General features: G+C 55.6%; 19 protein-coding genes. 5 read left to right on the forward strand and 14 right to left on the reverse strand.

The window, feature by feature from the left end:
- Window positions 1-30: 30 nt before the first annotated feature.
- The gene (locus tag N909_RS0116810; RefSeq protein WP_029917212.1) at window positions 31-612 is read right to left on the reverse strand and encodes an LOG family protein; all 582 of its coding nucleotides are present in this window, start codon (window positions 610-612) and stop codon (window positions 31-33) included.
- Window positions 613-702: 90 nt separating this feature from the next.
- Window positions 703-1674 carry a TAXI family TRAP transporter solute-binding subunit gene (locus N909_RS0116815; RefSeq protein WP_029917214.1) on the reverse strand — a complete coding sequence of 324 codons (972 nt, stop codon included), beginning with the start codon at window positions 1672-1674 and terminating at the stop codon, window positions 703-705.
- Window positions 1675-2019: 345 nt separating this feature from the next.
- On the opposite strand from N909_RS0116815, the gene N909_RS0116820 reads away from it, so the two are divergent.
- Window positions 2020-3294 (forward strand): NRAMP family divalent metal transporter, encoded by a 1275-nt coding sequence (locus N909_RS0116820; protein ID WP_029917216.1) that lies wholly within the window; start codon window positions 2020-2022, stop codon window positions 3292-3294.
- A gap of 137 nt (window positions 3295-3431) precedes the next feature.
- On the opposite strand, the gene N909_RS23990 is transcribed toward N909_RS0116820, so the two are convergent.
- From N909_RS23990 to ptsP, 5 genes are all read right to left on the reverse strand, one after another.
- Entirely contained in the window at window positions 3432-4688 is a 1257-nt protein-coding gene (locus tag N909_RS23990; protein WP_162179133.1) for a GGDEF domain-containing protein, read from the reverse strand.
- 153 nt (window positions 4689-4841) lie between these two features.
- Window positions 4842-6239, reverse strand: a complete 1398-nt coding sequence (locus N909_RS0116830) for an MATE family efflux transporter (protein ID WP_211253969.1) — start codon at window positions 6237-6239, stop codon at window positions 4842-4844.
- A gap of 172 nt (window positions 6240-6411) precedes the next feature.
- Window positions 6412-8199, reverse strand: a complete 1788-nt coding sequence (locus N909_RS0116835; protein ID WP_029917224.1) for a PTS fructose-like transporter subunit IIB — start codon at window positions 8197-8199, stop codon at window positions 6412-6414.
- 12 nt (window positions 8200-8211) lie between these two features.
- Window positions 8212-9165: a 1-phosphofructokinase gene (gene pfkB / locus N909_RS0116840; protein WP_029917226.1), complete on the reverse strand. Its 954-nt coding sequence runs from the start codon at window positions 9163-9165 to the stop codon at window positions 8212-8214.
- Complete coding sequence (ptsP, locus tag N909_RS0116845) at window positions 9162-11645, reverse strand: phosphoenolpyruvate--protein phosphotransferase (protein WP_029917228.1); 2484 nt, start codon at window positions 11643-11645, stop codon at window positions 9162-9164. Before ptsP ends, pfkB begins: the two co-directional genes overlap by 4 nt.
- 315 nt (window positions 11646-11960) lie before the next feature.
- Between ptsP and N909_RS0116850 the strand changes: the two genes are divergently transcribed.
- Window positions 11961-12950 carry a LacI family DNA-binding transcriptional regulator gene (locus tag N909_RS0116850; protein WP_029917231.1) on the forward strand — a complete coding sequence of 330 codons (990 nt, stop codon included), beginning with the start codon at window positions 11961-11963 and terminating at the stop codon, window positions 12948-12950.
- Here the strand turns inward: N909_RS0116850 and N909_RS0116855 are convergent.
- The 4 genes from N909_RS0116855 to N909_RS0116865 all read right to left on the reverse strand — a co-directional run bounded on the left by N909_RS0116855 (window position 12947) and on the right by N909_RS0116865 (window position 18065).
- On the reverse strand, window positions 12947-15628 hold the full coding sequence (locus tag N909_RS0116855) for a hybrid sensor histidine kinase/response regulator (protein ID WP_029917233.1): 2682 nt from the start codon (window positions 15626-15628) through the stop codon (window positions 12947-12949). The two genes, N909_RS0116850 and N909_RS0116855, sit on opposite strands and share 4 nt — an antisense overlap.
- Before the next feature lie 508 nt (window positions 15629-16136).
- On the reverse strand, window positions 16137-16283 hold the full coding sequence (locus N909_RS26210) for a methyl-accepting chemotaxis domain-containing protein (RefSeq protein ID WP_245613614.1): 147 nt from the start codon (window positions 16281-16283) through the stop codon (window positions 16137-16139).
- A complete protein-coding gene (locus tag N909_RS23995) occupies window positions 16274-17521 on the reverse strand; it encodes a methyl-accepting chemotaxis protein (protein WP_051689853.1) in 1248 nt (415 codons plus the stop codon). Before N909_RS23995 ends, N909_RS26210 begins: the two co-directional genes overlap by 10 nt.
- Window positions 17463-18065, reverse strand: a complete 603-nt coding sequence (locus N909_RS0116865; protein WP_029917235.1) for a hypothetical protein — start codon at window positions 18063-18065, stop codon at window positions 17463-17465. The genes N909_RS23995 and N909_RS0116865 overlap by 59 nt, the downstream gene beginning before the upstream one ends.
- Before the next feature lie 742 nt (window positions 18066-18807).
- Between N909_RS0116865 and N909_RS0116875 the strand changes: the two genes are divergently transcribed.
- Window positions 18808-19434 carry a hypothetical protein gene (locus N909_RS0116875; RefSeq protein WP_029917237.1) on the forward strand — a complete coding sequence of 209 codons (627 nt, stop codon included), beginning with the start codon at window positions 18808-18810 and terminating at the stop codon, window positions 19432-19434.
- A gap of 156 nt (window positions 19435-19590) precedes the next feature.
- On the opposite strand, the gene N909_RS0116880 is transcribed toward N909_RS0116875, so the two are convergent.
- Window positions 19591-19893, reverse strand: coding sequence for a hypothetical protein (locus N909_RS0116880; protein ID WP_029917239.1), 303 nt, complete (start codon window positions 19891-19893; stop codon window positions 19591-19593).
- Window positions 19890-20195 (reverse strand): hypothetical protein, encoded by a 306-nt coding sequence (locus N909_RS0116885; protein WP_029917240.1) that lies wholly within the window; start codon window positions 20193-20195, stop codon window positions 19890-19892. Before N909_RS0116885 ends, N909_RS0116880 begins: the two co-directional genes overlap by 4 nt.
- 623 nt (window positions 20196-20818) lie before the next feature.
- On the opposite strand from N909_RS0116885, the gene N909_RS0116895 reads away from it, so the two are divergent.
- Window positions 20819-21121, forward strand: a complete 303-nt coding sequence (locus N909_RS0116895; RefSeq protein ID WP_029917243.1) for an MCP four helix bundle domain-containing protein — start codon at window positions 20819-20821, stop codon at window positions 21119-21121.
- A 439-nt stretch (window positions 21122-21560) separates the two neighbouring features.
- Here the strand turns inward: N909_RS0116895 and N909_RS0116905 are convergent, their stop codons facing one another.
- On the reverse strand, window positions 21561-21755 hold the full coding sequence (locus N909_RS0116905) for a hypothetical protein (protein ID WP_029917246.1): 195 nt from the start codon (window positions 21753-21755) through the stop codon (window positions 21561-21563).
- A gap of 20 nt (window positions 21756-21775) precedes the next feature.
- Between N909_RS0116905 and N909_RS0116910 the strand changes: the two genes are divergently transcribed.
- A partial coding sequence (locus N909_RS0116910; RefSeq protein ID WP_029917248.1) for a HAMP domain-containing protein occupies window positions 21776-22437 on the forward strand: 662 nt, incomplete at its 3' end.

Consider the following 22437-nt stretch of genomic DNA (forward strand, 5'->3'; position numbering starts at 1 on the left):
AGGGCGGTTCGGGCTGTTGGAATCTCCCCATCAGCGGGCCTCGGCGTCGCGGGGGCGGCCGCAGGCGGGAGTCCGATAGCCGGCCATTTGGGCCACCAGGGTCTGCGCATCGTTCGCGCTGAGCAGCATGGCATGATGCTCAGGTTTAACGAATTGCTCAGTCCGGGCGTGCTCAAGAAACGCACACAGCAGGTCGTAATAGCCATCAACATTTAACAGTGCACAGGGTTTGCTGTGCAGGCCAAGGACGCTCCAGGTCAGCATTTCGAACAGCTCCTCCAGGGTTCCGAGGCCTCCCGGCAGGGCGATGAAGCCATCGGCCAGTTCCGCCATTTGTGCTTTTCGCTGATGCATGGATTGGACGATTTTCAACTCGGTCAAGCCGGGGTGGGCGACCTCCTTGTCAACCAGCAGCCTGGGGATGACACCGATGACTTCGCCCCCTTGCGCCAGCATTTCAGTAGCGAGAATCCCCATGATGCCAACGCTCGCTCCACCGTAAACCAGGCCGATACCCTGTTGCGCCAGGGTTGCTGCCAGTTGCTTTGCGGCCGCTTCATAGCTGGCCGACCTGCCGGGATTTGAGCCGCAATAAACGCATATTCTGTTCATGATCTATTTCCGTGGGGCAGAAGGAATGTACCGTCAACGATGATCTGTTACCGGATATCCATCTTAACATAGTGACCCACGGATGAGCGGCTAGAAATATTCCTTGAGAAAGCGCAGTGCACCCGGGTGTAGCGGGATGGTGATATTTGGCAGCGCATTGGTGAGCTGGAGTTGGTGGAGGGCCGACCGCTGTCGTGCGGGAGTGTCGGAGTGGGGAGTAAACAGCAGGTTGAGAATCCGGAAGGTCGTCTCTTCAGCAAGATTGCTGTCGGCCAGCAACAAGACTGGCACACCGATGGTTCGGAGCGGCTCTGTCTGTTCCGGAAAGCTCAGGGCCGGTACAATGGCCTGTTCGTAAAACGGAAAATCCTGATAAAAGGCCAACTCCTGCTCGGTCGCGGAAGGCTCTGGCCACGGGCTGATCAGCCGTAACGGAAAGGAATACTGGAGCTTCTGGACTGCTTCGTTGGGCACGCCGGAAACCATCCAGACCGCTGCCACGCTGCCGTTGACCAATTCCTGCAAAGCCAGTTCATAGCCGACGTAAATAGGAGTGATCCGCGCCCATAGCTGCATCGCTTGCAGGTAGCGCTTGGCTGTCACTGCCGAGTCGGAGCCCGGATTGCCGATGGCGATGCGCTTGCCGCAGAGGTCGCCGGGAACCTTGAGAGGGCTGCTCTGCGGAACCAGCAACTGGGCATAGGTCCCGGACAACTGCGCCAGCAGGGCCAGGTTGGTGCTGCCGCCCGCTTTCCCGGAAGGGTTGTTCAGGTCGCGGTAGGTGTCTTCCGTTCCGGCCAGAGCGAGGTCGATTTCGCCTCTTTGCAGTTCAGCGAGATTCGCCCGCGATCCTGCCGAAGGCAGGGCTTTGACGCGGGCCGGGGACAGCCCCCGATGGAGCAGACCGGCAAGGTCTTCGACAAAGCGTTGCGAAGTGCTGCCGTCCGGTCCTCCGCTCAAGCGGAGGACTGGACTTTGCTGGTGACGATCCGCCTGGGAAATCACCAGCATCAGGATTCCTAAAATACCGGCCAGGCCGATCAGTAAAGTTTTTTTCTTCATGTCGGGACGGGTAATTCCGTGCAGGTTGTTAATGCTCTTTTAAAAATGCCGAATCTTGCCGTTTCCCAACCGGTGAATCCATCAAATAATCATATCCAGCACCATTTTTCCGGCAAGCGGCCGTTAAATCGGGCGAAGCGGTTTAATTCCGCGGGTTCCGAGCTGGTTCTCTCGTTCCTTATGTGATATAAAATCCTTCTTTTGATTTAATGGTTTATTTATCTCTCTGTCGGGATAGCCTCCCGGCCGTTTATTATGCTCATGAAAGATATGGATTCCCCGCTGTTTGCTCCAGCTGCGGCGGGGGTGTTGCTATGACTCGAAGCTGAAGAAAAGGATTGGATTTTGGAAACAACACTCACAGAAAACTCTCTTTCCCCGTGGGATCAGCTGCTCAAATTGGTCAGAACCTTAGGCCCGGGGATCCTCACGGCAACTGCAGCGATCGGCGGCAGTCATCTGGTTGCTTCAACTCAGGCCGGGGCAAAATTCGGCTGGTCTTTGGCGTTATTGATTCTATTCGTCAATCTGTTCAAGTATCCTTTTTTCAGGGCCGGGATCAGTTATACGATGGCCACCGGGAAAACCCTGCAGAATGGTTACGCCCAGATGGGTAAAGGTTATATCGGCCTGGCCTTTTTCCTGAATATTTTTTCCGCAGTGGTGAATACCTCGGCGCTGACCCTGTTCTCTGCCGCTTTGTTGGGATATTTTCTGCCCGGAAATCTGCCGCTGTCCGTATTAAGCCTGATTGTTCTGGCTGCCTCGCTGTTGATTGTACTGGCCGGGCATTTTGCCATGCTCAACCGGATCTCCAAGTTTATTATGGTGGTGCTGGCCATTTCCACCGTCGCTGCGGTGGCGATTGCCTGGCACAACGGTCCGGTCGCGCCGGCCGATTATGTCTCTCCTTCACCCTGGACCCTGGCTTCGGTCGGGTTTCTGGTGGTCACCATGGGGTGGATGCCGGCGCCCATCGAAATCTCCTGTCTGACCTCGTTATGGCTGGCCAAACAACGCGCCGAGCAGGACGTCACGTCTAAATCCGCCCTGTTTGATTTCAATCTTGGTTATTGGACAACCGCCATCCTGGCTCTGTTCTTTCTGGCCCTGGGCGCCTTGGTTCTGCACGGTGGCGGCCAGGAACTGGCCAAAGGCGGAATCGGGTTTTCCCATCAGCTGGTCAGTATGTATGCCGGCACCATCGGCGAATGGTCCCGCTACATGATCGCCCTGATCGCTTTTTTCTGTATTTTCGGCTCCACCATCACCGTGGTTGACGGTTATTCACGGGCCCTGGCCGAAGGGCTGCAACTGTTGCGTAATCATGATGAGTATTCGGAACGGTCTTTTGCCACCTGGGTCGGCCTGGTTGCCGTTGCCTGTGTGGCCATTCTGCTGTTCTTTAAAAGCGCCCTGTTGCCGATGCTCGGCTTTGCCATGACCATGGCGTTCATGACCACTCCGTTTTTTGCCTGGCTCAACCATCACCTGGTGCAAACGGCCGACATGCCTGCCGAGCTGCGCCCCAATAAGGCCCTGGTCGCACTCAGTTACCTGGGGCTGATTTATCTGTTCGGTTTCCTGGCCTTGTTTGTGTGGTGGAAATGGTTAATGTAAATCAGTTTTGACTGGCCGGGGTGGGGGGCCCCAAGCGGTTAGCCGGGGGCTGGTCCTGGCGCTGTTGCGTAACGATTTTCCCCTGCGGCTTCACATGACCGAAGCCGCGGGGGCGGTCTTGCCGTTGCGCACCGTCGTTAGTGGCGATCTCTCGGCACCGTCTTGGCTGCGGCCCTGATATTCCAGCCTGTCCTATTGTTGAAGGGAAAACTTAAGCTCCTGCTGGCCGAATCGGTAATCACCCGGTTGCGGCCTTTATTTTTCGCTTCGTACAGGCACATATCCGCCGCATTGAGTAACTGGGTCAAGGTGGAATAGTTGGACTGACAGGCGATGCCGAAACTGGCCGTCACCTGTTGGCTTTCATAAAAACTGCAGGTGCCGATGGCCTGGCGCAGCCTTTCGGCAAGCGGTTGCGCCCCGCTGCAGTCGATATCGGGGCAGATGACAATAAACTCCTCTCCACCCCAGCGACCGCAGCTGTCAACCTCGCGGAGACTGCCGTGCAGAATATTGGCGATGCTTTTCAGGACCCGGTCGCCGGTGGCATGGCCGAAGCTGTCATTAATGGTTTTAAAATAATCGATATCGAGCAGAATAACGGCGAAATCTTTTTCATAGCGCAGGGCTCTTTTGTGCAAATCGCGGAGGAGCTGATTGATTTTACGCCGGTTGAACAGCCCGGTCAGTTCGTCTCTTTCCGCCTGATTCTGCAGTTCCTGGTTGATCCGTTCGATCTCTTTGTTTTTGGCCAGCAGGGTTTTGTTCTTGTCGGCGATAATCTTGTTGCTGATGAACTCTTTGGTGAAGTTGCGGTAATGGAGGGCTGATACCAGAAAAGCGATGATGCTGTTGGAGCCGATATCCCAGATATAACAGCTTACAACAATTTCGGGGTGGACTCGCGGCAGCAAAATGATGGTGCTCAGGCTGAGCAGTGAATAGAGGGCAAAACTTTGCCGCAAGGAAAAGATAAAGATGACCGCCGACCCGTAGATCACCGCAATGTATATGGTCGGCAGGTGGACCACGGTGCTGTCATATTCAATGAACATAAAGCGAATCAGGGCCACGATCATGCCGACCAGGCACAGGCTGATTTCATAAAAGCGGTGAAAGTAATTGAGCGCCTGCGGTTTCCTGAACTGATAAAAGAGGCTGAGAAAGACAAAAAACAGCATGGCCAAGGCGGATTGCACATAAACCATTTGCCGGTTGCTGCCCGGCGCGCTGACCTGGAAGGCGTACACAAGTTGTTCGAAAAACAGGAATAACGACAGAACAACAATCATGACATTGTTGCGATGAAATTTGCGGAGCGCAAACTCTTTCCGATAGGCTCGGTAGACGTAAGGGAAGAATTTTTGGATTTGGTTGGCGAATTTTTGACTCATGAAGGCTTTATTCATCGCGTTCCGATGATGTGCGGAGATAAAAAATAAATTAAATGATTATGTGGAAAATCTTATTATATAGGTCAAATAGCAGAAGGCAAATTTTTCTTGGCTTGCTACCGGATTAGGCGAGCTGGTCGTGGTTTGTGTCTGCTAACAGGTGGTTTTCCGCTCCGTAAACCAGGCGTCTCGGTGGTGCAGGCAATGCCAGCCCAGACTCAGCCCGCGAGCCAGCATAAAAGCGGTCAGGCTTAGCCACAGAGCATGATTTCCCCAGCCACGGCTCAACCACCAGCAGGGGAAGAAAACCCCGAAAGCGCACAGCAGCATGCTGTTGCGCATGATCCGTCCCTCGGTCGCCCCGATGTAAATCCCATCGAAAATATAACTCCAGACCGCGATGGCCGGTAGCCAGTTCAACCAGGGCAGGTAGCGGGCTGCTGTGCTGCGAACCGTATCGATATCGGTCAACAGGGCGATGATGCGGTTTCCCTGCCAGGTGAAGAGCAGACAGAACAGGAGGCTGATCGCGAAAGAGACCAGCAGGACGGTGGTGACCAGCTGGTCAAAACGCTGGCGATCGCTGGCGCCGATGGCTTCCCCGGCGAGGGCTTCGATGGCATAGGCAAAGCCGTCAAGAGCAAAGGACACCAGCAGCAGGAAATTAAGCAGTACCATGTTGGCCGCCAGAATTTCGTTCCCTAACCGCGCACCCTGAAAAGTCATAAAGGTAAAGCAGATTTGCAGAGCCAGGGTGCGCAGGAATATGTCCAGGTTCAACCCCAGCAGGGCTCTGAAACTTCGCGCTTCAATGCTTTTTCGCAGGGTTTTATGTTCAAACAGCAGTATGCCCCGTTCCCGCCACAGGCGCGCGAGGATCCACAGGCCGCCCATGGTTCCACAACAATCGGCCAGCAATGAGGCGGCGGCAACCCCGGCAACATTCCAACCAAGGCCAAGGACAAAGAACAGGTCGAAAACGATATTGATCAGGTTGGTCAGGATCAACAGGATCATCGGCGCTTTGGCCCTGCGCATCCCGAGCAGGCAGCCCAGGGTCGCCAGGTTGATCAAGGCCGCTGGCGCTCCCCAGATACGGATCTGAAAGTAACTTTGGGCCTGGGCGGCGACGGCTGGTTCCGGATCGGCTAGCGCCATTGCGGTCTGCCAGATCGGCTGTTGCAGCAGAATCAGCAGTACGGACAGGAACAGACCGAGCAGCACCGAGTGGCGCCAGACCTGGATTGCTTCCCGATCATTGTCGCGGCCCAGGGCCTGGGCAACTGAACCGGTTGTCGACATGCGCAGAAAACCGACGATCCAGAACAGAAAGGTGATGATTGATGAACCCAGGGCCACCCCGGCCAGATAGACGCTGTCCGGCAAATGGCCGACCACGGCGGTATCAACCAGACCGAGCAGGGGAATGGTCACATTGGAGAGCACCATCGGTACGGCGATGGCAAAAATAGCGGGGAGAAAACGGCGTTGAAATATCATGGTGTCCGGTCGGGTACAAGAAGCGCTCTGGCGGCTGGAAATGACCGACATAAACCTGCCGACCCGGAAACGCGTGCAACGTTACGGGCAGCCGCCGGGCAGAATTTTACCTGCGGCAGCATAGCTCGGGCAATGCCTTTTAAGCGAGCTTTTTCTCCACCGGGGGCAGGGCAACGTCAGGCGCTGGTGTGGATTCCACCTGGCGTTGCCCTGCCGAGTCGTTTTATTCGGCGACCTGGATCGCGACGGCCGGTGTTTGCGCTGTGGTCAGGGGTCGTTTGACCAGGTATAGCGCTGCTGTTGTGACCAGAGTGCCGATGACAATGGACGCGGCATACAGCAGCAGGTGGGTGACCGCATTGGGAATCAGCAGGACAAAAATCCCTCCGTGCGGGACCATCAGGGTTGACCCGAACAGCATGGACAGTGCCCCGGTCACCGCAGAACCGGCCATGATACTGGGGATCACCCGCAGCGGATCGCGCGCGGCAAAGGGGATGGCCCCTTCGGTGATGAAGGAGATGCCGAGAACAAAAGCGGCTTTACTGGCTTCTTGCTCTTCCAAAGTAAAGCGGCTTTTGAACAGCGTGGCGGCCAGCGCCAGACCCAGGGGCGGGGTCATCCCTGCCGCCATGGTGGCGGCCATCGGCCCGTAAATCTGACTGGAGAGCAGCCCCACGGAAAAGGTATAGGCCGCTTTGTTGACCGGTCCGCCCATGTCAAAAGCCATCATCCCGCCGAGGATCAGGCCCAGCACCAGGGCGCTGGTTGATTGCATGGCCTGCAGCCAGTCCGTCAACGCGGTCAGGGCGATCTTTACCGGCGGGCCGATGACATAGATCATCAACAGGCCGACCAGCAACGTTGACAAAAACGGCAGGATCAGGACCGGTTTGAGACCCTGCAGGTTTTGCGGCAGTTTGATTGCATTATTGAGATAGCGGGTCAGGTAGCCGGCCAGAAAACCGGCCAGGATTCCGCCCAGGAACCCGGCTCCGACAGTGCTGGCGAGCATCCCGCCGACCAGGCCCGGAGTGATCCCCGGCCGTTCGGCGATGGAATAAGCGATAAACCCGGCCAGCACCGGAACAAACAGGGCGAAAGCGGTAGCGCCGCCGATCTGCATCAGGGCCCAGCCCAGCGTCCCTTTCTGATCGCCGGCATATATCCCGCCAAAGGCGAAAGCCAGGGCGATCAACAGCCCGCCGGCCACGACCACCGGCAGCATATAGGAAACCCCGGTCATCAGGTGGCGGTACGGACCGCTGCGTGCGGCCGAGCGTTCTTTCTTCAACTCCTCGACCTGGCCGGAGAGACTGGAGCTTGCCTCCGGTTGCGCGGCCAGCCCGGCTTCAATCACCTGGCGGCCGTGGTGGAGGGCTTCCTTGGTGGAGGTCTCATAGAGCGGTTTGGCGGCAAACCGGCTTTTATCGACAAATGCGTCGGCGGCGATGATCACCGCATCGGCGCGCTCGATATCGGCTGCGCTGAGGACGTTTTTTGCGCCAACCGACCCCTGGGTTTCGATTTTGACTTCATAACCAAGTTCTTCGGCCGCTTTTTTGAGGGCTTCCGCCGCCATGAAGGTGTGGGCGATTCCGGTCGGGCAGGAGGTGACCCCGATGATATATTTGCCGGCGGCTCTTTGTTCCGGTTTGGTGGCCGCTTCCCTGCCGGCTGGCGGGGCAGGCGGGACGACTGCGCCCCCGGCCAGGGCCGCTGCAGCTTCGATGACTTCTCTGGTGTCGCGAATCGCCTTGCTGGTGCTGATGGTGAAGAGGGGTTTTCCCGCAAACCGGCTTTGCTCCACATGGATATCCGCGGCAATGATGACCACCTCTGCGGCGTTGATGGCCTCCGCAGTCAGAATATCCTTTGCGCCCTCGGCGCCCTGGGTTTCAACCTCGATCTGGTGCCCCATGGCGGCACCGACCTTTTTCAGGGCCTCGGCGGCCATGATGGTATGGGCAACTCCGGTCGGGCATGCCGTTACCGCAACTATTCTCCCCATTTTCTCCTCCCTTTAGAAAGTTAACCGATGGATTTCGACCTGATCTTCGATAGCTTTCGCCGCGGCCAAGGATGCCAGACCCGGTCCGGCTTGCGTGACCACCGCAGCAGAGACCGCAGTGGCCAGGCGAGCGCAGTCATGCAGCGACAGTCCCTGGCGGAAGCCTGCGGCCAAACTGCCGACCATGGCATCGCCGGCGCCGACGGTACTGATCACCTTGACCCGGGGCGGGACAGCCATATAGGCCTGGTCGCGCTGCACGAACAACGCCCCCGCCGCCCCGAGGGAGACCACAATCGTGGTGATTCCCTGCTCGATCAGGCGGCGCGCTTCTGCAACGATCTCTCGCTGCGTGGTCAAGGGGCGACCGAGGAAGGCTGACAATTCTTCCTGATTGGGTTTGATCAGGGTCGGTCCTGCGCCGATGGCCTGCTGCAGGGCCGGGCCGCTGGTGTCGACATAGACCGGCACTCCTTGTGCTTTGACCGTTTGGACCAGCTGCGCGATTGTCGCCGGCTCCATGGCTCCCGGAACACTGCCGGCGATAATGACCGTCGCCGCTGTTGCCGCCAGTCGTTCCAGGACGTTGTGCAGTTCTTGCAGATGGTCTGCTGTCGGTGAAAAACCGGGGAAATTGATGTCCGTGGTCTCCTGGCTGAGCGGATCAAGGATCTTGATCCCGGTGCGGGTCTCCCCCGGCACGCGGACAAAGGCATCGTTGATCCCGCTTTCGCTAAACAATTTTTGGAACAGATGCGGATTCGCCTGGCCGAGGAAACCGGTCGCGGTGACCGGCAGCGCAAACTGGCGCAGTAGCCTGGCGATGTTGACCCCTTTTCCCCCGGCATCCGATTGCGACGCGCTAACGCGGTTGACCTGTCCGGGAGTAAAGTCGGCAACAGTGCAGGACAGGTCGATGGCCGGATTCAAAGTGACGGTGACCAGGGTGGTCGCTTGGGCATTCATCGCTGTTCTCCTGTGGGGAGCTGCAGTTTGCGGACCTGTTCAAGATCGGGGCAGGCGAGGGCCTGGCGGGCCAGGGCGCGGGCGTCTTCCAGGGTGATATTGCGCAGCCGGGCCTTGATGGCGGCAATGCTGGGAACCACCATGCTCAGTTCCCGAACCCCCAGTCCGGCAAGGATGACCGCTCCCAGCGGCTCTCCGGCCAGGCCGCCGCAGACGCCGACCCAGATCCCGGCCTGATCCGCTGCTTTGACGACCATATCGATCATTCTCAATACCGCCGGGTGCAGGCTGTCAGCCTTGGCGGCCAGGGTCGGATGGAGGCGATCCATCGCCAGCACGTACTGGGTCAGGTCGTTGGTGCCGACCGAGAAAAAATCGACCTGCGTGGCAAAAGCATCGGCCATGACCGCGACGGAAGGGACCTCGACCATAATGCCGATCTCGACCGGTTCGGCACCCACTGCCAGCCGGGCTTGCTCGGCCAGCTGTTTGGCTGCCGCCAATTCTTCAAGGGTGGAGACCATCGGCAACATGATCTTTAAGGGGCCGTGCAGGGAGGCTCGATAAATCGCCCTGAGCTGGGCTGAAAACAGGTCGGGGCGCTTCAGGCAGAGGCGAATGCCGCGTTCTCCCAAAAACGGATTGTCCTCGGCCGGCAGGTCAAGATAGGGGACTTCCTTGTCGCCGCCGATATCGAGGGTTCGGACAATCATCGGCAGACCGTTGAGGCTGGCCAGCATGGCCGTATAATTTTTGAACTGTTCTTCTTCATCGGGCGGTGCGTCCCGCCCCAGAAACATAAATTCGGTGCGTAGCAGGCCGACTCCTTCGCCGCCGGCTTTGACGGCCTGCTCAGCTTCTGCGGCGGTGCCGATGTTGGCGACGACTTCAATGCGCTGACCATCCAGGGTCAGGGCCGGCTCAAAGCGGCGGCGGAATTCCTCGTCCCGCAGCGAATCGAGTTCTTGTCTGGCCTGAGCGGCGGTGTTGCGGTCCTCTTCACTCGGCTCCAGGTAGAGGGTACCGCTGTCGCCATCAAGGATGGCCAGGGTCTGGTCGCTGATTTTGAGCACGGCAGGACCTGCGGAAACCATTGCCGGAATGCCGAGGGAACGGGCGATGATCGCGGAATGAGAGGTGGGACCGCCGCCGGCTGTACACAATCCCAGAATGAGTGCGGGATCAAGCGCTGCGGTATCCGACGGGGTCAGGTCTTCGGCGACCAGAATCACCGGCTCGGTCGGAATAAATGGCTGTTCCTGAATGACTCCGGCGATATGTTTCAAGACCCGCCTGCCGACATCCTGCAGGTCCATGGCCCGGCCGGCCAGCACCGGATCCTCATGTTGTTCAAGATCCCTGATGCGTTCATCAATCGCCTGTTGCCAGGCTGAACCGGCACTCCTGCCGGCATCAATCCGGTCACGGACTTCGAGCTGCAGTTCAGGGTCGTCCAGAAACGCCAGATGGGCCTTGAAAATCGCCGCTTTGGCCGCGCCGGTTTTGGCGCGTACTTCGTCATACAGTTGTTGGAGGTTTTCTTTGGCGGCGGCGACCGCCTGGCGGAGTCGTTTCTTTTCCGCCTCGGGGTCATTGCTGTTCTTATCGACAACGATACGTTCATGAACATACTGGCGGACCGGGCCGATGGCCAACCCCGGCGATGCCTTGATCCCGGGGATGGTTGCGGCGACATTTTGCGGCTGCCAGCCATGATTGAGCGCCGCGTCCGGAGTGGAAGGCTCATGCTCTTCACCGAGCCCAGCTGCAACCGCTGCCTGAAGTGCCGCCAGCGCGGCGGCTGCGTCTTCCCCGCGGGCATGGATCTGGATGCTGTGTCCACTGGAGACGCCCAGTTTGAGCAGGTCCACCAGGCTTTTTCCGTTCCCGGAGCGGTCACCGTGGACCACGATGATGTCGGCCGCGAACTGTTTTGCCGTCTCGACAAAAGCCGTCGCCGGGCGGGCATGCAGACCATGTTCGCCGCTGACTTGAACGACAACCGAGGAAAAACCTTCCAGGTTGATTTCCGGCACGGTTGGCTGGTCGCTGGCGGCCGGGCCGGACAGCACGTCGATAATGCTTGCCGGATCGGTGGTCTGGGCCAGACGGGCGGTTGTTTGCGGATCATCCAGAATCCGGGTCAGGTTGGTGAGGATGCCGATGTGTTCATCTGATTTGGCCGCAATACCTATCACCAGGGAGGCTGTTTCGCCCGGGTTCCAGGTCACTCCGGACGGAATTTGTAATACCGCGATACCGGTCCGGTTAATCAGTTCACGATCTTCCGGCAAGCCATGGGGAATTGCAATGCCGTTACCGAGAAAGGTGTTTGCCACCTCTTCCCGTTTTTGCATGCTGTTGATATAGCCCGGTTGGATGAAGCCGTTTTCAACCAGAATTTTGCCAACGGCTTCGATCGCGGCGCGCTTATCGACGATCCTGGCGCCAAGGACAATGGTTTGCCGGTCAAGTTTCATAAGAGCTTCCTCCTGAAAGGGTTTGACACAGAAAATGTAATCGATTACATTTTCTGTGTCAAACAAAATATCGTTCCACTAAATTATAGCTGATAAATAACAGATTATTGCTTGATATCGGTTACTTTTATAGTGAAATGGCAACCCCTGACCAAGCCTTCTATGCCAATCTATATGGCCAGCCGTGGTCACCGAACCTTAGCAGCATGAGAGAATTGGGGTGACAACGCCTTCCGCCACCGGGAGCTGCTGCGATGATGGGTTGAAATTATCAGTTCCTTCGGTTACATAGGGGAAAGCTTATGGGAGAGTGAGATGAGAATCAAAGATATCGCGGCAGCAGCCGGTGTTTCGACGGCAACGGTTTCCAGGGTTTTGAGTGGCAAACAACATGTGCGCCCGGAGGTCCAGGAAAAGGTGCTGGACGTCATTAAGGAAATGAATTATTCCCCGAACCGGGCGGCCCGCAGCCTGCGTTCGAAAAAATCCAGTTCGATCGGGCTGATCGTCGCTGATATTCAGAACCCGTTTTTCGCGTCCCTCTGCCGGGCGGTCGAGGATGTCGCTCAGGACAACAATTTCAGCGTCATTTTGTGCAATACGGATGAAAATCCGGAGAAAGAGCGCAATTATCTCGAACTGATGCAGAATGAAAACGCGGCTGGAATCATTCTTGCCCCCACTGGCCAGTTAGCGGATCATTTTCCCCAGCAGCTGGCTGATGTCTGCCCCATGGTGATCATCGACCGGAAAATAACCGGCGCGGCCGTGGACAGCGTCGTGATTGATAATGTGACCGCCGCCCAGCAATTGACCAGTCATATGCTCCAGCATGGGTATCGCCGGATCGCCGGTTTGTTCGGTGTCCACAGTGTCACCGGCCGGGATCGCCGGCGCGGCTTCAATCTGGCTTTTGCGGATGCCGGGATCGTCCCGGAGGAGGAGTTGATCATTGATCTGCCGGCCAGGGAAGCGGACGGGCATGCCGCGGTCAGCCGGCTTCTTGAACGCAGTGATCCGCCCGATGCCATTCTCACCAGTAGCGGTTTGTTGGCCGGGGGAGCGTTTCGGGCCATTCGCGATAAAGAAATCGCCGTTCCCGAGCAACTGGCCTTTGCGACTTTTGACGAGTCGCCATGGACGGCCATGACCCGCCCGGCCATCACGGTGATTGAACAACCGACCTACGCCATCGGCCAGACGGCCGGAGAGATGTTGTTCAAACGCATTCTTGACCCGACCCGGCCGACCCGCCAGGTGGTATTGTCAAGCCGGCTCTTGGTTCGCCACTCCTGCGGCTGTTAGCCCGCCTGATCCCTGGAATCCAGAACCTGTCTGATTACATTCAGCAGCTCCGAAACTTCCAGCGGTTTGGCACAGAACGCGGCAATATTGAGTTCGCGGGCGGCTTCCGGAGGAATTCCGGAGCTGTAGCCGCTGCAGATGACCACCGGCAGCTGCGGGTTTATTTTATGGGCTTCCCGGGTCAATTCGAGCCCGGTTAGTCCCGGCATACTCTGATCGCTCAAGATCAGGTCAAACTGCCGGGGGTTCTGTCTGATCCTTTCCAGGGCCTGGAGACTGTCGATCTCCACCGTGACTGCATAGCCTTTATCCTCAAAAATTGTGCGATTGAGTTCGGCCAGCATCTGATCATCTTCAACGATGAGGATGGCTTCCTGGCCGCGCATCACCGGCATGGCTTCTTGGTCCGGTTGGGTTTCGCAGGAATCATTGGTGGCGGGAAAGAAGAGCGAAAAAGTCGAGCCCTTTCCGGGCTCACTCTCGACCCGGATCAACCCGTCGTGCTGTTCAACAATCCCTTTGACCGTGGACAACCCCATGCCGGTCCCTTCATCGACCCCCTTGGTCGTAAAAAACGGGTCGAATATCCGTTCAATGGTCTCGGCCGTCATTCCGCAGCCATTATCAGAGACCGCCACGCAGGCATATCTGCCCGGAGTCAGGTTTGACTTGAGCGGCAGGTCCTGGAGCTTCAGTTCCGCGCTGCGCAGGGACAGTTGCAGGTCGCCGTGTTCATTCATGGCATGGACCGCATTGGTGCAGAGATTGATCAGGGCTTCCTGAATCCGGGTCGGATCGGCGAGAATCGTCAGGGGGGGATTCTGCTCGGTCAGGGAGAAGTTGAAATTAACGGTAGACGGCATGGTTGATTGCAGCAGACTGAGTGTTTCCTGGATGATCGCCGCCGGTTGTACGGGTCTTTTTTGTTGGGGATCCTGGCGGCTGTAGGTGGCAATCTGGCGGACCAGTTCCCGGGCGCGATGAACTCCGGTGCGGGCGTTTTCCAGGTATTGCAGCACGTTGGGATGATTGCCGAGCTTGGCTGTGGCCAGTTGCAGGTTGCCGAGAATAATGGCCAGATTGTTGTTGAAGTTATGGGCCATGCCTCCGGCCAGCAGGCCGATGGCTTCCATCTTATATTTCTGCTGCAGCTGACTTTCCAACTGTCGGTTGGTCTGTTCGGCCTGCTTACGTTCTGAAATATCGCGGGCCGTCGCCAGCAGGAATTTTTCGCCATTCAAATCGACCACCGAGGTATTGATTTCAACCGGGAAGGACTCACCCGATTTTTTGACGTGAATCGTTTCAAAGATCATCTGCTTGTGTTCAAGCAGGTGGCGTCTGATTTGCGCGGCTCCGTATTTGCGGGCCTCTTCGGCCGCTGAAATATCCTGCGGGGAAAGCTTGAGCAGTTCTTCCCTGGTATAGCCGTAGCGTTTCAGGGCCATGTCGTTGACTTCGACAAAATGGTTGAATCCTTCGTTCCGGTAGCGGTGCAGGAAGACCGCATCGTTCTGATTGTTGAGGAGGGCGCGGTATTTAGCCTCTTTTTCGCGCAGAATGTCTTCGTTTTGCTTCTGCTGCGAGATATCCTGAATGGCCCCAAAGATGATCTCGCGTCCTTCCAGGGCAAATCTGTGGGCTTTCAGCCAGACCGGGAAGGTCTTTCCGTGACGGGTGACAAAAGTATCCTCACGCAGGGTCGCGGAGCGATCGCTCTGTTCCTTGAGTCGGCTGTTGGCCTGCGGTGATGAATCCGGTCGGGCATGATGAAGTATACTTTGCGGCCGGCCTCTGAGCTCCTCCGGGGTCCATCCGGTCATCTCGGCCAGCGCCTGGTTGCATTCAAGGATCTCTTTGCTGGCGGCATCGACCAGGGCGAAACCGATAGTGGCCTGGTCGAACAGCATGCGGTATTTATGCTCGGATGTTTCGGCCCGCTGGCGGGCCATCAGTTCGAGGTCAAAGCGCTTTTTCAGAAACAGGTAGGAGAATAACAGCAGTAAGGATCCCGCCAGCCAGATAATGATGCGGCCGGTCAGATGGGTTCCGCTCATCTTGGCATAAGCCTGCTGGTAGGGCTGCATGGGAATGCTGACACTGATCCCGCCGCGAATATCTCCAGGCTGATAACCCTGTCGAGCATGGCATTTCAGACAGCTGTCCTCGGTGATCATCGGATACATCAGGCGCAGGTATTGCTGGTTGCGGATGGTCGTGACCGTGCTGACTTCGTGTTCCCCCTGATGAAAGCGGTGCAGGGCCTGCTCCTCCCACGGATCCGGAGCGTTCCCCGGGCGCAGTGGTTTGAGGCTGGTGATATGGCCTTTGGCGCCGAACTGCACCTCGGCTAAATCATAGACTTGGCGGGTCATATAGGCAGGGTTGACCAGGGTCAGAACCGTCCCGTCGGCCAGGGCCAGATCTCGGTCGGGAAGATGGGAAAGATAGGGGTTGGCTGGGGTGTAGTCGGATGTTTTGACATAAACGCCACCCTGTTTGGCGACCCAACGTCGGTAAACGAGGTCCTTGTTGTAACTGCCTTTGGCTTCGGCTTTGGCCAGGTTGTTGACCGTCAACAGCTCCGATTGACGATCCTGCCAGCCCAAAAGGACGATCAACAGACTCCACAGGAAAAATCCCGCAATCCAGAGCAGTCTCAGTCGTCGAGAAGTCATGTCCCATCCTTCCTACCGATATTGGTAATAATCTGGAGGAGTGAATAAGTCTTTGGCATTTGGGGCTTCCTGAAAGACATCCCAGGCAGCAGTCGCTTTTTTGATTCTTCTAATTTTTACAGTATATTGTTGCAATTAGGATGAGAAATCAATAAAAATTTAAAATAAACTAATGGTTGAGAGAGAGGCCGCTTTCAAGGCGGCTCGCGAGAAGGTTCTTTGTTCGCTACAAATGGCGTGCTTGCCGGCTTGCCCAGTCCTGGGCGGGGACTACAAACGCCCGCAACGAAATGCTGAGCTGCGGGCGTCTGCAATTGGGCAATTTTAAAACGGTACGATTAGCCGGGCTGATAATCGAGGGTTGGGCCGGTGTTCCGAAGGGAGAAGCGTTGCAACATCTCCCGCAGCTGGGCCGCCTGCCCGGATAGCTGTTCGGCGGCAGCGGCGCTTTCTTCGGCACTGGCCGTATTCTGCTGGGTGACCTGATCGATCTGGGTCAGTCCGGTGGTTACTTCATTGATCCCTGGGCCTGTTCATTGGCGGCGGCCGCGATCTCCTCGAGCAGAACGGAGACCTCGGTCGTTCCATTCATGATCTCTTTCAGCGCCTCCGCGGTTTGTCTGGCGATCAGGGTGCCCTGGCCGGTCAGCGACACGGAGCCCTTGATGAGTGCGGTTGTTCCTCGGCCGCTTTGGCGCTACGTGCCGCCAGATTGCGCACTTCTTCGGCGACTACGGCAAACCCCTTGCCATGCTGACCGGCACGGGCTGCCTCGACAGCCGCGTTCAGGGCCAGCAAATTGGTCTGGAAGGCAATTTCTTCGATCACCTTGATGATTTTGCTGATGTCCTGGCCGGACCGTTCGATCTCTTCCATGGCCGCGAGCATCTCCACCATCTGCTGATTGCCTTTTTCGGCAGCCTGCTGTGCAGCACTCGACAGCTGATTGGCCGAACCCGCGTTTTCCGCACTGTTGCGGACCTGACTGGTCATTTCATTCATCGATGCCGTGACCTCTTCCAGGGAAGCAGCTGACTCTGTCGCTCCCTGCGAGAGGGACTGACTGGCATCGGCGACCTGGCTCGACCCGGAGGCGATCTGTTCGCCGGCCACCTGGATGCCGCTGACCATTTCGCGCAGTCCGTTAACCATCAGTTTCAAGGCGTTGCCAAGCTGGTCCCTGGCCGAAGCAACCTTCACATCCTGAGTCAGGTCGCCTTCGGCAATGACTTCAGCCAAGCGGGCTTTCTCTTCCAGGTTGGCGGCCATGCGGTCGAGGGCGTTCCCCAGCCGACCGATTTCATCCTTACGGGCAAGGTTGAGGCGTTGCGAAAAATCGCCCAGGGCGATGTCGTCGGCCAGGGCAACGCCCTGTCTGATCGGTCGGCTCAGACTCCGGGTGATGACGAAACCGAGTAGAGCACCAATGACCATGGAACCGGCTACGACAATAATCTGCCAGAAGATGGCGCTGCTACTTGACTGTCGGCCGGTGATTTTGGCCAGGGTCATCTCGCCACCGGCAAGCTCTTCAATTTTGCTGAGAATTCCGGCGGCTTCTTCTCCTGCCAGGTCAAGGCGGCTCATAGTGGCTGCGGTCTCGGCGGTTTGCGTGATCAACTGGCGGCGGGCCTGCATCAGGTTGGTTGCGGCCGCTTCAAGTTTGCGATGATTGTTCTGCAACTCGACAACCATGGCTTTAACTTCGGGGCTGTCGGTGGCAATGACTTTCACCCCGTCGATTGTGCCACCGGTGGTGACGGCCGTTGCCATGGTATCGAATTCTGTCAGCAACGTTTGGTAGAATTGTTCCAATTGATCCAGTTCCGCGAGATTATTGGTCTGGGCGTATTCTTCGAGCAGAATCCTGGTTTTGGCAATGACGTATTTCATTTCCATGGCCATATCGGCAACGGGAATCTCTTCCCGCAGGATCGCTTGTCCGGCAAGGTCGAGATTTTTCCTCCTTGATGCGGCGATTGACTTTTTCCGTGATCTTGGATTCGACCTCTTCCGCCGCTGAGCCGATCAGCTTGACCATGTCTTCGACGTTGCCCATGGCCTCTGTTTCGCTTGTTTTGATGGCCAGCAGGCGACGACCGTCTTCCATCAGTTCCTTGGCCGTTGTCTCATATTTTGCATCATGGATTTCAGCGGCTTTGCGGACCTGCTCCGCAAGCAATGGGTTATCGGTTTTTATAACCGCGACATCACCCATATGGCCGCCGTTGAGGATCGCCTCGACACCCTGATCAAAGGTCCGGGCGGCTTGCAGGTAGGCCTTTTCGAGGGTAGCCAGCTTGCTTTCATCCATGGTGGCCATAACCGCAGTGGCGGCATGGAATTCATCCATTGACGCCATTGCCTCCATCAGAGAGATTTTCATCTCCATTGATGCATCAACCACCGGGGCCTCTTCGTCGCTGATGACCGTCATGGAATGGCCGACGCTCTTTAACCCCGAATAGCCAACGATGCTCCTGCCAGAATAAGGATCAGCATAATACCGAAACCGATGGTGAGCTTAAGCCGATATTTAAGTCCTGCCATTTCATAAGCTTTCCCTCTCATTTTAATTAACGTTGATAGCCCTGATCTTGAGCACTCTAATTGAATCGGCATTGCTATATTAAATAGGAGGCTGGTTGGGTATTTTAATTATCTATAATATAAAAATCATTAATATTCAACGTTAAAGTTAGTTTTTGTTAATTTTTTGGATGCTTTTCCCTTTCCCCCCAGTTTGATCTCCCTCGATTCTTGGCTTGATAATTATTTGCTCAATCATGGCTGAATCACCATCAGATCTGGGCTGAACGCAGGCGCTTACCCGGATGTGCAGAAGCTCGTCAGGCACTATGTGGTTTTTTCGGGAAGGAGAGATATGTATTTTTTTCTTGCATTTGATATTACTAATGTGTAGTTTTTGGTGAGTGCTCGCCAATGGAATTTTCTTCTTTCCCTGCTTCTGGAATTTCGGCAACTAACTATAATTATTATGAAATAATTATAGGACAGCATGACCCTGCTATATGAAAATGAAAACATGGAGATTTTTTAATGGAGTTTGCGCCTGAGATCAGCAGGTTTGCAAGCTGATATTAAAAATTTTAGCTTGCGGTTTTGAAGCTGTTTTTATTTCACGCCAAATGGATCGCTTTAGGGGGGAATAACCTGGCATGCTGAATATTCATTCAGAAGGAAATGGCGGATCGGCTGATCCTCTTTCTTCCATAATTCACTCTTTAACCGAACTCGTCCATCGCGCCGAAGATGATTTCCTGGCGCTGGGTGGACATCTGCAACAGGTCCAACTCCAGTCCGCCCGTCAGCGGCAACAGATTGCCGAATCCCTGACCCTATTTGAGAACCAGGAAAATAGTGGCGCATTGCAACGAGTGTCCACTTTTGTTGCCGACTGCCGCCGAAGTACCCGTTCTGCTCAGGAGAGCGCGGTTGCTCAACGCGATAATTTTGCCAAGATGATGAGCCTGGTCGAGCGTATTGCAGGGCAGGGTGATTCCCTTGACCGAGTCGGCTTGTTTCTGCATGTCATTGGTGTCAATGCCGGTATCGAGTGCGCGAGAAGTCAGCGCATGGAAGCGATGTTCAGGGTGGTATCAAAAGACACCATGGCTCTGGCAGCACAGATTCGTCAGTCGACAGCGACCTTAGTTGATAATGCCACGAGGCTGGGGTGGAACAGAAACAGACCTTGGCCAAAGTGCAGAATAATATCGAGTCTCTTAACGAACTGGGGCAGCGTTCTGAAGAAACCACTCTGGAACCGTGCGAGCTCTGAATGACCAAGCGATATGATCAACCCGCTGTCTGAGGTGTTCCATGAAACTGTAACGCCGATAATCACATTGTTAACCTGGCAGTAATATTTGCTGCTGCTTGCTCCGCTTGATTTGCCATGAGCAGAGCTTGTCAATGATTTCACGGCCTTCGCAACGCGGTCAGAGTGGTTTCTTCAGAACGCTGCCCAGTTCGTTAAGAGACTCGATATTATTCTGCACTTTGGCCAAGGTCTGTTTCTGTTCCACCCCAGCGCTCGTGGCATTATCAACTAAGGTCGCTGTCGACTGACGAATCTGTGCTGCCAGAGCCATGGTGTCTTTTGATACCACCCTGAACATCGCTTCCATGCGCTGACTTCTCGCGCACTCGATACCGGCATTGACACCAATGACATGCAGAAACAAGCCGACTCGGTCAAGGGAATCACCCTGCCCTGCAATACGCTCGACCAGGCTCATCATCTTGGCAAATTATCGCGTTGAGCAACCGCGCTCTCCTGAGCAGAACGGGTACTTCGGCGGCAGTCGGCAACAAAAGTGGACACTCGTTGCAATGCGCCACTATTTTCCTGGTTCTCAAATAGGGTCAGGGATTCGGCAATCTGTTGCCGCTGACGGGCGGACTGGAGTTGGACCTGTTGCAGATGTCCACCCAGCGCCAGGAAATCATCTTCGGCGCGATGGACGAGTTCGGTTAAAGAGTGAATTATGGAAGAAAGAGGATCAGCCGATCCGCCATTTCCTTCTGAATGAATATTCAGCATGCCAGGTTATTCCCCCCTAAAGCGATCCATTTGGCGTGAAATAAAAACAGCTTCAAAACCGCAAGCTAAAATTTTTAATATCAGCTTGCAAACCTGCTGATCTCAGGCGCAAACTCCATTAAAAAATCTCCATGTTTTCATTTTCATATAGCAGGGTCATGCTGTCCTATAATTATTTCATAATAATTATAGTTAGTTGCCGAAATTCCAGAAGCAGGGAAAGAAGAAAATTCCATTGGCGAGCACTCACCAAAAACTACACATTAGTAATATCAAATGCAAGAAAAAAATACATATCTCTCCTTCCCGAAAAAACCACATAGTGCCTGACGAGCTTCTGCACATCCGGGTAAGCGCCTGCGTTCAGCCCAGATCTGATGGTGATTCAGCCATGATTGAGCAAATAATTATCAAGCCAAGAATCGAGGGAGATCAAACTGGGGGGAAAGGGAAAAGCATCCAAAAATTAACAAAAACTAACTTTAACGTTGAATATTAATGATTTTTATATTATAGATAATTAAAATACCCAACCAGCCTCCTATTTAATATAGCAATGCCGATTCAATTAGAGTGCTCAAGATCAGGGCTATCAACGTTAATTAAAATGAGAGGGAAAGCTTATGAAATGGCAGGACTTAAATATCGGCCTTAAGCTCACCATCGGTTTCGGTATTATGCTGATCCTTATTCTGGCAGGAGGCATCGTTGGCTATTCGGGGTTAAAGAGCGTCGGCCATTCCATGACGGTCATCAGCGACGAAGAGGCCCCGGTGGTTGATGCATCAATGGAGATGAAAATCTCTCTGATGGAGGCAATGGCGTCAATGGATGAATTCCATGCCGCACTGCGGTTATGGCCACCATGGATGAAAGCAAGCTGGCTACCCTCGAAAAGGCCTACCTGCAAGCCGCCCGGACTTTGATCAGGGTGTCGAGGCGATCCTCAACGGCGGCCATATGGGTGATGTCGCGGTTATAAAAACCGATAACCCATTGCTTGCGGAGCAGGTCCGCAAGCCGCTGAAATCCATGATGCAAATATGAGACAACGGCCAAGGAACTGATGGAAGACGGTCGTCGCCTGCTGGCCATCAAAACAAGCGAACAGAGGCCATGGGCAACGTCGAAGACATGGTCAAGCTGATCGGCTCAGCGGCGGAAGAGGTCGAATCCAAGATCACGGAAAAGTCAATCGCGCATCAAGGAGGAAAATCTCGACCTTGCCGGACAAGCGATCCTGCGGGAAGAGATTCCCGTTGCCGATATGGCCATGGAAATGAAATACGTCATTGCCAAACCAGGATTCTGCTCGAAGAATACGCCAGACCAATAATCTCGCGGACTGGATCAATTGGAACAATTCTACCAAACGTTGCTGACAGAATTCGATACCATGGCAACGGCCGTCACCACCGGTGGCACATCGACGGGGTGAAAGTCATTGCCAACCGACAGCCCCGAAGTTAAAGCCATGGTTGTCGAGTTGCAGAACATCATCGCAAACTTGAAGCGGCCGCAACCAACCTGATGCAGGCCCGCCGCCAGTTGATCACGCAACCGCCGAGACCGCAGCCACTATGAGCCGCCTTGACCTGGCAGGAGAAGAAGCCGCCGGAATTCTCAGCAAAATTGAAGAGCTTGCCGGTGGCGAGATGACCCTGGCCAAAATCACCGGCCGACAGTCAAGTAGCAGCGCCATCTTCTGGCAGATTATTGTCGTAGCCGGTTCCATGGTCATTGGTGCTCTACTCGGTTTCGTCATCACCCGGAGTCTGAGCCGACCGATCAGACAGGGCGTTGCCCTGGCCGACGACATCGCCCTGGGCGATTTTTCGCAACGCCTCAACCTTGCCCGTAAGGATGAAATCGGTCGGCTGGGGAACGCCCTCGACCGCATGGCCGCCAACCTGGAAGAGAAAGCCCGCTTGGCTGAAGTCATTGCCGAAGGCGACCTGACTCAGGATGTGAAGGTTGCTTCGGCCAGGGACCAGCTTGGCAACGCCTTGAAACTGATGGTTAACGGACTGCGCGAAATGGTCAGCGGCATCCAGGTGGCCGGCGAACAGATCGCCTCCGGGTCGAGCCAGGTCGCCGATGCCAGTCAGTCCCTCTCGCAGGGAGCGACAGAGTCAGCTGCTTCCCTGGAAGAGGTCACGGCATCGATGAATGAAATGACCAGTCAGGTCCGCAACAGTGCGGAAAACGCGGGTTCGGCCAATCAGCTGTCGAGTGCTGCACA

The organism is Pelobacter seleniigenes DSM 18267, assembly GCF_000711225.1.
GTDB lineage: Bacteria > Desulfobacterota > Desulfuromonadia > Desulfuromonadales > Geopsychrobacteraceae > Seleniibacterium > Seleniibacterium seleniigenes.